The organism is Quyinboa ferrireducens (assembly GCF_042436675.1).
Taxonomy (GTDB): Bacteria; Bacteroidota; Bacteroidia; order Bacteroidales; family UBA5342; genus JBHJHP01.
In genome coordinates, this window is sequence record NZ_JBHMVA010000001.1 from 182,888 (window position 1) to 196,681 (window position 13,794).

Annotated in this window: 8 protein-coding genes; 6 read left to right on the plus strand and 2 right to left on the minus strand. The window is 37.5% G+C overall.

Translation table 11 applies throughout. The annotated features are described in order from the left end of the window. Window positions 1-225 precede the first annotated feature (225 nt). The 6 genes from ACE01N_RS00770 to ACE01N_RS00795 all read left to right on the plus strand — a co-directional run bounded on the left by ACE01N_RS00770 (window position 226) and on the right by ACE01N_RS00795 (window position 9,495). Window positions 226-1,233 (plus strand): SDH family Clp fold serine proteinase, encoded by a 1,008-nt coding sequence (locus tag ACE01N_RS00770; protein ID WP_380583846.1) that lies wholly within the window; start codon window positions 226-228, stop codon window positions 1,231-1,233. Between the two features lie 41 nt (window positions 1,234-1,274). Next, window positions 1,275-1,457: a hypothetical protein gene (locus ACE01N_RS00775; protein ID WP_380583848.1), complete on the plus strand. Its 183-nt coding sequence runs from the start codon at window positions 1,275-1,277 to the stop codon at window positions 1,455-1,457. Window positions 1,458-1,539: 82 nt separating this feature from the next. Beyond that, window positions 1,540-3,270, plus strand: coding sequence for a serine hydrolase domain-containing protein (locus tag ACE01N_RS00780; RefSeq protein ID WP_380583850.1), 1,731 nt, complete (start codon window positions 1,540-1,542; stop codon window positions 3,268-3,270). A 141-nt stretch (window positions 3,271-3,411) separates the two neighbouring features. Next, on the plus strand, window positions 3,412-3,837 hold the full coding sequence (locus ACE01N_RS00785) for a Fur family transcriptional regulator (RefSeq protein WP_380583852.1): 426 nt from the start codon (window positions 3,412-3,414) through the stop codon (window positions 3,835-3,837). Window positions 3,838-4,020: 183 nt separating this feature from the next. Further along, the gene (locus ACE01N_RS00790; RefSeq protein ID WP_380583854.1) at window positions 4,021-8,367 is read left to right on the plus strand and encodes a CusA/CzcA family heavy metal efflux RND transporter; all 4,347 of its coding nucleotides are present in this window, start codon (window positions 4,021-4,023) and stop codon (window positions 8,365-8,367) included. Between the two features lie 12 nt (window positions 8,368-8,379). After that, window positions 8,380-9,495: an efflux RND transporter periplasmic adaptor subunit gene (locus ACE01N_RS00795; RefSeq protein WP_380583856.1), complete on the plus strand. Its 1,116-nt coding sequence runs from the start codon at window positions 8,380-8,382 to the stop codon at window positions 9,493-9,495. Between the two features lie 109 nt (window positions 9,496-9,604). On the opposite strand, the gene ACE01N_RS00800 is transcribed toward ACE01N_RS00795, so the two are convergent. Both ACE01N_RS00800 and ACE01N_RS00805 read right to left on the minus strand, forming a co-directional pair. Beyond that, window positions 9,605-10,687, minus strand: a complete 1,083-nt coding sequence (locus ACE01N_RS00800) for a phytase (RefSeq protein ID WP_380583858.1) — start codon at window positions 10,685-10,687, stop codon at window positions 9,605-9,607. 58 nt (window positions 10,688-10,745) lie between these two features. After that, window positions 10,746-13,526, minus strand: coding sequence for a TonB-dependent receptor (locus tag ACE01N_RS00805; protein WP_380583860.1), 2,781 nt, complete (start codon window positions 13,524-13,526; stop codon window positions 10,746-10,748). Window positions 13,527-13,794: the final 268 nt, after the last annotated feature.

Below are 13,794 nucleotides of genomic sequence, written 5' to 3' on the forward strand. Positions count from 1 at the left end.
CTATTTTACTCTCTTTCGAAATCAAGTATTAAACGGAATCTTTTGTTAAAATACAATATTTAGTGCTAATTAATCACAGCAATTCAAATCTTCTTGATTATAAAACATTAATTGTTTAAATTTAAAGATCCTAAATGAATTTAAATGGCCTATTATATAGTAACTCACCAAAACATCTGCAATATTAGTCTAACTATTACGTAATTATACTCAAAATATAAAATTATGCTAAAAGACCGAATTACCTTTTACAAAGAACTTGAGGAACGAAGAAATTCAAAATTAATGGTTTATGTGACAAGTGACAGACCAAATCTTGGAACGCAAATTGCCTCAGACATTTTAAGTCCATTTACAGAACACCTCGACAAAATTGGTGATGTTGAAAAAATCAGCCTCTATATTTATACTAGAGGAGGGAACACACTTGCCGCTTGGACTTTAGTCAATTTGATAAGAAACTTTTGTAAAGATTTTGAAGTAATAATACCTTTTAATTGTCACAGTGCAGGAACATTAATCTCTTTAGGAGCAAACAGAATTATTATGACCAAACAAGCGACATTGGGACCTATTGATCCAAGTGTGAATGGACCATTAAACCCTCAAATTCCAGGCACAAACAATCCTAATGCTAAAGTTCCTATCAGCGTAGAATTTGTAGATGCCTATCTACAGATGGCCAAAAGTGAATTAGGGATCAAAGATCAAATAGGGCTCGCCAACATTTTAATAGACTTGAGTAAGCATATTCATCCTCTTACCTTAGGTCAAGTTTATAAATCCAAAGCTCAAATTCAAATGTTGGCAGATAAACTATTGGAATATCACGAGATTAAAATTGAAAACAAAGATGCTGTTATCAAATTCCTTTGCTCTGAATCTGGTTCTCATGATTATACAATGCATAGAAATGAAGCTAAAAAACTTGGTTTAAACATAGAAAAACCGGATATGGAACTATATAAATGTATTAAGAATATTTATGACGACTTGGAATCTGAACTTCAATTGAGAATCCCCTTTGATCCAAATGTCATCTTAGGAAATCAGAATCATATTGACTATCAATTGAGACGAGCATTAATTGAAAGTATTGATTATGGTTGTGACGTATTTGTAAGTGAAGGAAAATTAAATCGACAAACAATACAGACACCACCTAACAACCAACAGACAATAATTCAAGACAATAGAACGTTTGAAGGGTGGAAAAAAGAATTATTAGATTAATTTGGAAAAATTTCTAACTTTGTAATGTTAAAGAGTAAATTATGGCAACTACTGGATATACAATAACTTCTGCCAAATTCGATAATACGGCAATTGAAAATCCATATTATGAAACTTCATCAAAACGTGATACACTAGTTGATGAAATGAAAAATAATCAGATAATAATTGACAATAATTTATTAATAATTGAAGATTCTATAATTGAAGAAAAAATTAAATAAATCATTTTAAAATATTTTACGTTAATGCGGTATAATTTTAAAAATTATACCGCATTTTTATATCATTGCAATTTATAGTCTCATGAAACCTCACCACATCCATTTATTTCTTACATCGCTGTTACTATTTTCAGCCTGTCATAACAAATACGAGACCATAACAGGCTATTGGGAAGCTACATTTGCGGATTCGGTTAATTTTCCTAACCAAATATTGTATTTTAATGCTGAAAATGGAAAATTAAAACTAACCATTGATGAACCGAAAGATGGCTTATTACACGTTCCTGGAGAACATGTCTGGTTTCAAAATGACAGTCTGCACTATGAAACTGTAAGCGGAATCTACAAATATGACGGAAAACTAAATCCTGATAAAAATATCATAAAAGGCATACGGTTTGCCGGAACGACCTATTCATCTCCGTTTATCATAAAACGTACTACACCAGAAGCACTTACTTATTACAAAATACCACGCCTTAAAGCTAACGGGGATCGCGAATTTTCATATACATATCGTCCTCCGGTTCATGCAGAGGATGGCATTGCAACCGGCACCCTGGCTAATGCAGGCATTGATACCAGCTATCTGGTTCAGCTTGTTAAAGATATCCTGAGCGGTAAAATGGCTACTGTTCACAGTCTTCTGCTTGTAAAAGACAATAAACTGGTATTTGAGGAATATTTTCACAACTATAACATCCATGATGTACACAAGGTAGAATCTGTGATCAAAACCATTCAATCAGCCCTGGTTGGCATTGCCATTGACAACGGGTTTATTCCGGACGAGAATGAATATGTCAGCAACTATTTTTCGAACAGGGACAGTACCCAATGGATCAGAAAAAATTATCCGGTACAAATCAGACATCTTTTAAGTATGACGTCCGGCTTGGAGTGGAAGCCCTATAACGAAGATGGACCAAGTGATGATTCTGAGATTTACCTGTCACCGGATTACATCAACTACGTCCTGAATAAAAATCTTATTAACAAACCAGGGAAAACGTTTTTGTACAACAACCGCTTTAACTTTTTGCACCAGGGTATAATAGAAAAAACTTCCGGCATGCCCCTGGACAGTTTTGCAAAGACTTTTTTATTTGATCCGCTGGGAACAGATGAATATGAATGGAAGATAATTGAAAACGGGAATTATAAATTTCTTGATGCACTGAAGCTTTCACCCAGGACAATGATAAAGTTCGGTATGTTATACCTTAATAAGGGTAAATGGAATAACCAGCAGATTATCTCGCCGGAATGGGTACGCGTTTCAACTGAGAAGCATGCCAATGCAGGAACACTGGATTACGGTTATACCTGGTGGATGAGAAACTATACTGTTAATGGAAGATCATTCCGGACTATATTTGCCCTTGGTCACGGAGAACAGATCATCATGCTGATTCCTGAAGCCAATGCTGTATTTGTTATGACAGGTGGTAATTTTATGCTGAAGCCTCAACGCCAGGATGAGATACTGACCCGCTACATACTGCCTTCGTTAAATACAAACCACACAACTGCGTCAGCAATTGATCTTCACAAGCTTACAGGTTCCTATGAAACCATTAGTCACGAATTCCTTCAAATAGAACTCCTTGACGGGAAAATTCAAGTTACAGATCCGGCAGGACGACAGTTTAGCTTGCTGCCAAAATCAGGAAATGTATATCAGGTTGAAAATTCACCGCTAACCGTAACATTCTATCTGGATGATTCCGGTTCTTTAATAACAGCTTATATCTATAACAATACTCAGATAGTGGATAGATTAGTAAAGAAAGAGGCTAATGATGAGTAATTAGTAGCAGGTCTGGAATGATTTATGAAATAAAATCTGTTTTCTACAATGTTTATTTACCATTTGTTTTCATGTCGCCAAAACAATTCGTAAATTTATATGTTTCTAAACAGGAATGATTCTTATTTAGATACAATTCAAATGAAAGTGACAGCAGAAGAGGTCAGAACCAAACTTGTGGGTGCAGGGCTAAAAGTAACACCACAACGGATGAATATCCTTGAGGCTGTTTATGCCCTTAAAAACCATCCTACAGCTGAAAGAATCTGTGAGTTCATCCGGGAACGCAATCCTAATATAGCCACCGGAACAGTTTACAAGGTACTGGAAACCCTGGTTGAAAAGAATATCATTAAAAAAGTTAAGACAGACAGGGATATTATGCGTTACGATGGACTGACGGAAAATCATCATCATTTATACTGCTCCGAATGCGATGTAATTGAAGATTATTTCGATAGCGATCTGGATAATTACTTAAAAGATTATTTCAACCATAAACAGTTGCCGGGATTTAAAATAGAAGATATAGTGCTTCAGATCCGGGGAAAATTTAATAAATGCTGAGAAAGTCATGTATACACATCATATATGCGATACATAATTTATAGTAAATCGAAATACTCTGAATGCAATTGAAGAATTGTATCAGTCATCATTCTCTTCCACCCAAAACTAGATTTTTATTACAGACATAGTGTCTTATTGATAATTATTAAAAGAATTCAATTTTACTGAATATTACTCACCATGTTAGAAAAAATTGTAAATTTTAGTGTCAGAAATAAACTGATCGTAATTCTCTTCACATTAACAGTTGCAGGCTTTGGTTTTTATTCCATCCTTAGAATACCGGTTGGTGCAGTACCTGATATTACCAACAACCAGGTTCAGGTCATTACAACTTCAGGAAACCTATCGACCCAGGAGATTGAGCAGTTTATTACTGCTCCTGTAGAAATGGAAATGGCCAATTTGCCTGGAGTAGAGGAAATCAGGTCAGTATCAAAATTTGGTATTTCGGTTGTTACCGTTGTGTTTAAAGAAAATTTAGGCACGTATCTTCCCCGTCAGTTAATTGCCGAAAAAATCAAGAGTGCATCGGCCAATATTCCCGAAGCCTACGGTGCACCCGAAATGGGTCCTATCACAACCGGACTGGGTGAGATATACCAGTATATTGTGGATGTAAAACCCGGATACGAAAACAAGTATTCTCCAATGGAATTAAGGACCATTCAGGACTGGATCATCAAACGAAGATTATCAGGCATTAACGGGGTAGTAGAAATAAACAGCTGGGGTGGTTATTTAAAGCAGTACGAAGTAGCGGTTGAGCCTTCGCGCCTGTTAAGCCTTAATATAACCTTGATGGATGTATTTAATGCCCTTGAAAAAAACAACAGTATTTCAGGAGGATCCTATATTGAGAAGACAAACCAAAGTTATTTTATCAGGGGCGATGGGCAGGTAACATCTCTGGAGGACATAGAAAACATTGTGGTTAAAAACAATGCCGGGACGCCTGTATTAGTAAAGGATCTGGGCAAAGTTCATTATGGTTATGCCAACCGTTTCGGAGCCATAACGGCAAACGGGAAAGGAGAAACAGTATTGGGGCAGATCATGATGCTCAAAAATGCAAACTCCAAAGAGGTTATTAATGAAGTAAACTCCAGAGTGGCCGAGATACAGACGAATCTACCGGAAGGCATATTCATTAATCCCATTCTGGAACGTAGCGAACTGATAGCCAAAACATCGTTTACTGTGGTTGAAAACCTGGTTCTTGGTGCCATTATCGTTATGCTGACTGTTATCCTTTTACTTGGTAATATCCGGTCCGCACTTGTAATTGCATCCATGATACCTTTGGCACTACTGTTCACCATTTCAATGATGTATATTTTTGGGATCGATGCCAATTTAATGAGTTTGGGCGCACTGGACTTTGGAATCATAATAGACGGTGCGGTGATCATCGTAGAATTTATTGCCATAAAAATGACGGTGCAAAAAAAGGAGATCCTGGAAAGTGACAAAAATGGGCGCCAAACTATTATGGACAGGATATCACACGAAGGAGCTTCAAAAATGATGCAGTCCGCCATTTTCGGACAGGTGATTATTCTGATCGTATTTATTCCCATTCTTTCATTAAGTGGAGTGGAGGGAAAAATGTTCCGTCCAATGGCACTGGCTTTTTCCTTTGCGATTATTGGCGCCATGATTATGGGGCTTACCTGGCTTCCGGTTGCCTCTTCTTTATTCCTGAGACCAGGAAAAACGAAAAAACGAAATATTTCAGACTGGATCATGAAGATCGCCTACAATTCCTATCACCCGGTTATCGAATGGTCCTATGATCACAAAAAGATTGTGCTTGGGCTTGCTATTATATCACTCATTTTCACAGGTGTATTATTCTCAAAAATGGGCGGTGAATTTGTTCCGACACTTGATGAAGGTGATTTTGTGATCCAACCCGTATTAAAAACCGGCACATCCCTTTCGAAAACAGTTGAGACAACTACAAAAATGGAAAATATACTGATAAAGGAATTTCCCGATGAAGTTCATCAGATAGTATCCAGAATTGGTGCGGCAGAAGTACCAACCGACCCGATGTCGATGGAAGAAATCGATATGATCATCAAATTAAAACCAAGGGAAGAATGGACTGCTGCAAAAGGGAAGGAAGAACTGGCTGATAAATTCAAAAATGCATTATCGGTTATTCCCGGAATTGATTATGAATTTACACAGCCCATCGAAATGAGGTTTAACGAACTCATAACAGGTGTACGATCCGATATTGCCATTAAAATATTTGGTGAAGATCTTAACTATATCACTCAAAAAGCTGCGGAGGTGAAGGATTTAATTGCTGATATTCCCGGTGCAAGTGATGTTATACTGGAGAAAACATCAGGTCTGCCACAGATCAGGGTAAAATATAACAGAAGTAAAATTGCATATTATGGCGTTAATATCGACGATTTAAACACGTATTTATCATCTGCCTTTGGGGGGAAAATTGTCGGAGTTGTTTTTGAAGGTGAAAAACGGTTTGATATGGTCATGCGTTTTGGAAATGAAAACCGGACAGGCATTGAAAATATCCGACAACTTCAGGTTCCTGTTTCCACAGGTGCACAAATACCATTGTCTGAACTTGCAGAAATTTCTTACACGCAGGGTCCGGCTAAGATATCGCGTGACAACACCCAGCGACGTGTTGTAGTTAGTGTGAATGTGAGAAACCGCGACTTGCAATCTGTGATCATGGATATACAGCAGCGCATAAATGACAATGTCAAACTCAGTCCCGGAAATTATATTGAATATGGCGGACAGTTTGAGAATTTACAGAACGCATCCAACCGCCTGCTGATTGCTGTTCCCATAGCAATGTTGTTAATATTTATCTTTTTACATTTTGCTTTTAAATCATTGCGCGATGCCATCATGATTTTCACAGCGATCCCATTATCTATTGTTGGAGGTGTATTCCTGTTATGGTTACGCGGGATGCCTTTTAGCGTTTCTGCAGGTGTAGGTTTTATCGCATTGTTCGGTATAGCTGTACTAAACGGAATTGTACTCATTGAACATTTAAAGGAACTGGAACATCAGGGTATGAAATCAATGCGGGAGCTGATCATGACAGGAACAAAAGACCGCCTGCGCCCTGTTATGCTAACTGCAGGTGCGGCAGCCACAGGATTTTTGCCTATGGCAATATCTACCGGAGCCGGAGCCGAAGTGCAGCGCCCGCTTGCCACAGTAGTCATTGGCGGACTGGTAACATCTACCATGCTTACGATGATTGCTCTGCCACTCCTTTACGAAATATTTTACAACGTAAAACGCATTCAGCTTTTTCCGTTACGGTTTATCCGGTCAAATAGTACTAGCATTATCATCTTGTTATTACTAATGCCCGGCCTTTCGTTGTTCGGACAAAACAAAACACTGAACTTAAATGAAGCGATTGACATTGCCGTTCAAAACAATGCAGATATTGCGGCATATTCGCTCAAAGTAGATGAAAGTAAGGCTTTAAAGAAAACGGCATATGCATTTGATAAAACAACGGTCAATTATGGACTGGATCAGAATAATATTGCTGAAAACGGTTACCCGTTGAAAGTATGGGGGGTTGAACAGAGCTTTAGTTTTCCAACGTATTATTCGGCTCAAAGCAATTCCAGGTCTATTGAAGTCTCCATGGCTAAAACAAGACTAGACATTCAAAAAAGGATTGTCATTAAAGATGTTTCATATGCATTTTTCAATTACCAGATGCTTCGGAATAAGCAAAAGCTGTATCTTAAACTGGACAGTTTATATACGGAGTTACTGAACAATTCTGAAAAAAGAGCGGAAAAAGGTGACATCAGCCGACTTGATGTATTAAATATTAAAGCTAAAAAAAGTCAGACAGGCATATTTCTGAACTCCATTGAAATTGATCTGGGAAATACTTACAAAAAACTCAAAACACTAATGAATTACGATGCCGACTTTTATGTATCTGATTCACTTGAGTTCATACAAACAACGACGCTGAAAACGGATTCGGTTCCATCGATTCAACTCCTCAGGTTTGAGAATGACTTTACGAATTCCCTGATTAAAATTGAGAAGAATAAAACGCTTCCTGATTTCACGGTTAATTACTTTCTTGGATCGAACCGTTATGATAATTCAAAGATCTACCATGGTTTTCAGGTTGGCGTGGCTATTCCACTTCTTTTTGCAGATGACAAAGCCAGAATCCAGGCTGCAAAAATTGCGGGTCATGCACAAACCATATCATCAGAGAATGAGATTAAAAAAATAAACACAAGTTTAAATGAACTCATAAATTCACGGTTAAAATACAAAGCTTTACTTGATTACTACTTTACTGAAGGGAAAATGCTGTACAAAGAAATAATGAGAACAGCATTGAAATCGTATGAACTTGGGGAGATAAATTTCTACCAGTTTGTCACTAGTTTCGAGTCAGCATCAGGAATTGAGCTTGATTATTATGATAATCTTTTTAACTACAACGTCATTTCTTCAGAAATAATAAACTATTCAAAATAAACAGTAACGATTATGAAATCACACTTTATTTTATCCATACTATTATTCAGTACCGTATTTTTATCCTGTCAGCATAAATCTGCAGAGACTGAAGAAACTGCTTCAGATTTGATTCAAATAACAAAAGCCCAGTTTGATACCGAAAAGATGGCTTTGGGAGAACCTGCCCTAAGCCCGTTTTCTGATATGGTATACTTTACAGGTACAATTACGCCCAAAGCAAACGGGAAAGCACAAATCAGCCTTCCTGTCCCCGGAATAATCAGCAAGGTATATGGAAAACCCGGTATGCAAACTATTAAAGGGACATCTTTAATAGAAATATCGGGAGGTGTGCTGATTGATCTGCAAAAAGACTATGCAGAATCAGCTGCCATGCTCAAACGACTGAAAAGTGAATACGAAAGAACCAAAGAGCTTAATGACGAAAATATTGGTTCAAAAAAAGAGTATATCATGGCAGAAAGCAACTATTTGGCAGAAAGAGCCAAATTTAATGCTTTGAAACTTAAATTAGAGAAAATAGGGTTGGATGTAAACCGGGTTCAGGATGGTAATTTTTATACATCTTATACACTTAAGGCACCCATTAAAGGTTATCTTACAAACATAAATGCAACCGTTGGACAGTTTATTGAACCGCAGCAAACCATTGCTGAAATTGTTGATCCTGAATCTTTCCAGATTAAACTTTCAGTTTTTGAGAAAGACATCAATAAATTAAAACCGGGTCAAACCATTGAATTCTCTCCGGCCGGTAACAAAACCATCAAACATACAGCTAAGTTAGCTTCAGTTGGTAAGGCCATCATGCCCGATACCCGCTCCATTGAATGCTTTGCGGATATTGATGCTTCCGAATCTGCAAATTTTGTAAATCAACAATTTGTGGAAGGTAATGTTATTACAAACTCAGAAATGGTGTTTGCTCTACCTGAGTCTGCAGTAGTATTCTCAGATAATGATGCCTATATCTTAATGTATGAAAAAGAAACACCTGAAGATTATTTTTTCAGTAAAGCAAAAATAAAAACTGGTAGAAAAACAGAAAAACTGGTAGAGCTTACTGATGTACCACAATCTAAAAAAATACTGGTAACAGGAGTCTATAATCTAAATATTGAATAAGTTTTCCGGTATCAGACCAACTGAATGTTATTAATTCAATATAACATTGACGCAATAAAAAGGGGACGCACAATGTGTCCCCCAAGTACCTAAAATCAAGATTATGGTGTTAGTTAAAAAGGTTCAGTACACTATCCATTGAAATGTATTTATAATTCTGGCTCATCTTTTTTCGCCCGTCATAATTGTATCCATCCTGAACCACCAGAATGCCTTTGGGATATTTCGTTCCCATTGGAACAGCACTAATATCAATGCCATCTGTTTCTTCCACACCATCAACTTCACCATCAACAATTCTGAAACTACCCAGATATTTATTACTATCCTGCCTTTCAAATACAGCATAAGAATAATTTCCCTGCGACGATGCCAGCAGAAGGCCTTTCCCATTCCCTGAATCATATATGGCCAATCCTTCTATGTCATATTTAATGTTGTTGTTATCTTCAGAGCTATTCATCACAAATGATCCCTTTGTTGATCCTTCCGGTTCTGCATTGAATTTCCAGATTCCAGCCTGCTCTTCACCCAAATACAGCAGAGCATTTTCATCATCAGTCACCATCCCTTCCGTTTGGGTTCCTACCGAAAAAGCGCGTACCAATCGGGCATCGATCCTGTCACCTGCATTAAACAACTCCCATTGCTCCACTTCACCGGCTTTGCTGTTAACAAACACGTAGAATTTGCCTGATATCCTGCTTTGGTACATACACAAGCCATAAACTTCATTCTTCATCTGTGATTGTATCATGCGTGCATGAATAGTATCAAGTTTCCCGTCCTCGTAAATACGGTATAATGATATGGTTTGAAAAGACCTGTTGGATGCTGCAACAATGTCTACAGTATCGCCATTCAGCGGATAACCCTGTCTGATATCACAGTTGTTCATTTTACCGGAGGCCAGATAGTAAAGTTGATCACCTTCCATGTTATATGTTGCCATACCACCTTTTTTATCGGTTCCAACAATTATTGACTTTCCCGGATTTTTTCGGTTGATCCAAATAGCCGGATCATCAGCGGAATCTTCGTTTTTACCTTCCGGAACCGGAGTGGTCTCATCTGTTGCAGAAACAACATTTTTAATATGCTCTCCTGCTTTCCGGGAACCTTCACTCGGTCGGTTACATGAAAAAAGGAATATCCCAAGACCTGTTATAATTACGTAGTTAAAATGCTTCATAGAGACTTTTTAAAATTCAGGGCCTGCAATGCAGGCCCTGTTAATTCATATAAAATTATCAAATATCAAATTTAATACCTAAAAATATTTTAGGCCCATAATATTCTTCCTGCATCATATATTCAGAAGTTCCCTGATAATATCTCAGCGGCTGATTCAAAAGGTTATTTGCCTCAAAGAATACGTTAAGTTTCTTATTGATCGAATAATTTGCATTGAAGTCCAGATAAGTTACTTTATCGTAGTACCTGTCATAAAATGCTTCATCTCCCATCTCATCAATAAACGCATCTGCATAATTAAACGATGCCCTTAAAGTTAGCTTCTTCCCTTCGTAATAAAGAGAAGCATTAAGTGTGTTATCAGGAGTACCAGGTAATTTTACATCTTCATTCTCACGGCCTTCGAGGTTAAAGTTTTTAACTTTTGAATGATTGTACGTGTAATTGGCATAAAAACCTGTCTGCTTCAAAAATCCCGGAAGAAAATCAAACTGTCTCTGGAAAGACAACTCAATACCATAAAGATTTGCATCTCCCGCATTTAGCGGCTGGTAAAACTTATCGTATATATTTCCGGCATATTCATAGTCGCGTGATTCCTGAGTAACTATAAAATTTGTAATGCTTTTATAGAAAACACCGGCAGATATCTCTCCGATGCTTTTGTAATAGTGTTCAAACATCACATCGAAATTCATGGATGTTGTAGGCACTAGTTCTGGATTTCCGATTTCAGCTTCCATATCTTCTAGGTTAATCTGAACATGCGGAACCAGGTCAAAATATTTAGGACGGGCAATTGTATTGGTCCACGCGAATTTCAGCATCGTATTTTTTCTGAAAGAGTATTTTCCTATAATACTTGGTAGAATATTCATATAGTTATCGGTCATAGGCCCTGTTACCGTCAACGTTTCATCCCCTTCAGTATCAACCTTAAGCTCCCTGCCTGTATATTCAAGATTCGTTGCTTCCATGCGCAAACCAGCTATCATGTCCAGTTTTTTGCCAATACTCTGATCATATCTAATATAACCTGCAAATACATTTTCTTTGGCATTAAAGTTACCAGCCAGTTCTTCAAGAACCTGTGTTTTTGTAAAACCCGAATTAAAATCAATACCACCCAAATATTCCTTCGAAATAAAACTCCCGGCCTGATACTGATCTCCCGCAAGGAAATTATCTTTCGTCACGTCAACCAGATTCTGAAACGAACCGGCATTAAATGCATCCTCATCATCCGGCTCATATTCGTAAAAATCATTATCACGTTTCTTCTCCTTTCCTTTGTAGCTTGCTCCAAATTTTAGTCTGTTTTTATATTTACCATCCATGAGCGGAAGAGAGAAATCCATTTTAAAGTTTTTATCCACATCATCTGTATACTGATGCTGTTCTGTCAACTCTTTCAATCCCCATTCACTGTTTAAGTCCTTTGCCTCGGGCGTTACAATATTATAAACCGGTTTATTGGTATTTGAAAGATCCGGATTAATAACAGTTCCTTTATAACGGTACGCAATATATCTTTCATTGGGCCTGTCTTCCGAGGCTTTCGCATAGGAACCTTTCCATTTTAATTCTGCTGCCCCAAAATGATGTTCCCCATTTAAAGAAAAATCCATGGCTTTCTGATCCTCCAGACGGGCATATTTATTATCTCCGGTACCAGCCTTTGTCTGTCGACGCATTTCTGCTTCCCAAACACCATCATCATCATTATACTCAATATCTTTAAAGCGCAACCTGTATCTGTTTTCCCAGTCTTTGCGATGATTATAAATCCCTTTAAGTTCTATTTTATGATTCGCGTTAAAGTTATAATCGAATGAAGCAGAATAACTTTGGCGTTCGCGTTGCACATTATAGGTACGAACTTGAAAATCGGTCATGTAACTCATACCATCACCCTTTTCCCATTCACCTTCTATGTTATCAGATCCTAAATGAATATTCTGGTATGAACCGGAAAGCACCATACCTAATTTATCTTTTAAAAATCTGTCGCCGTAAACCAAAGAAAAATTACCGTCAGCCTTATTTGATAAAAAGTTATATCCACTACCTACAGTACCAGAAATACGACGTTTATAAGGAGAACTCTTAGTCACAAGATTAACAGATCCGCCGATGGCGTCTGCGTCCATATCTGGTGTAACAACCTTATTTACTTCTACCATCTGAATCATATCCGATGGAATCAGGTCAAGCTGAATAGAACGTGTTTCAGCTTCTGCAGAAGGGATACGATCACCATTAATAGTTACAGAATTATATTCAGGAGCCGTACCCCGAATATTACCAAAACGAGCCTCTCCCTGATCGTATTGGACATTAATACCAGGAATTCGTTTTAATGCATCACCAATATTGGCATCAGGAAACCTGGTCACCTGATCGGACGATATAACATTGGTAATATTTACACTGTTTTTTTGTTGGTTCATAGCTTTTGATTGTCCCTGCAGAGAACTGTTTACAACCAATTCTTCCATGTTTATTCCCGCCTCCATTTCAAAGTCCAGGGTAACTGTTTCTCCCCCTGTCACTTTAACATCTTTAGACTGGGATTTAAAGCCAATGTATGATACCGACACGGTGTAGTCACCTTCTTTGGCAACTGTCAAACGATAGAATCCGTTCACATCTGAAATTGAACCTTTATTTATCGACTCTATAAATACCGAAGCGCCTGGCAAAGGCAGGTTCTGTTCGTCTACAATCCGACCCGCTATCGTTGGTTTACTGGCACCTGCATCTGTGTTTTCATTATCAGCATTCGCACCATAAGAAATTATTCCCAAAAGGAATAAAATGAGTAGAAACTTTCGCATAATTAATAGGTTTTTAAATTAAGCCCCAATAATATGCCATAAGCATCTCATTACTATATCATTGAAAATAAGTTTGAATAACAAACCCATGTCGATCTTACTACACTGGTTATTTGGTCTTCATAAAAATAAATGGCCACTCAATTGATTATCCGGCAGGAAAAAACCATGCAGAAAATGTAACACAAGACAATGAAAATAAACAGATTATCCAGTGATTATTTCAGCTGCACACAGATTACATATATGGAATTGCCAAAGAATGTTT

Coding starts and splice junctions, on each gene's coding strand:
- ACE01N_RS00770 (WP_380583846.1), top strand. CDS start 226: ATGCTAAAAGACCGAATTACCTTTTACAAAGAACTTGAGGAACGAAGA.
- ACE01N_RS00775 (WP_380583848.1), top strand. CDS start 1,275: ATGGCAACTACTGGATATACAATAACTTCTGCCAAATTCGATAATACG.
- ACE01N_RS00780 (WP_380583850.1), top strand. CDS start 1,540: ATGAAACCTCACCACATCCATTTATTTCTTACATCGCTGTTACTATTT.
- ACE01N_RS00785 (WP_380583852.1), top strand. CDS start 3,412: ATGAAAGTGACAGCAGAAGAGGTCAGAACCAAACTTGTGGGTGCAGGG.
- ACE01N_RS00790 (WP_380583854.1), top strand. CDS start 4,021: ATGTTAGAAAAAATTGTAAATTTTAGTGTCAGAAATAAACTGATCGTA.
- ACE01N_RS00795 (WP_380583856.1), top strand. CDS start 8,380: ATGAAATCACACTTTATTTTATCCATACTATTATTCAGTACCGTATTT.
- ACE01N_RS00800 (WP_380583858.1), bottom strand. CDS start 10,687: ATGAAGCATTTTAACTACGTAATTATAACAGGTCTTGGGATATTCCTT.
- ACE01N_RS00805 (WP_380583860.1), bottom strand. CDS start 13,526: ATGCGAAAGTTTCTACTCATTTTATTCCTTTTGGGAATAATTTCTTAT.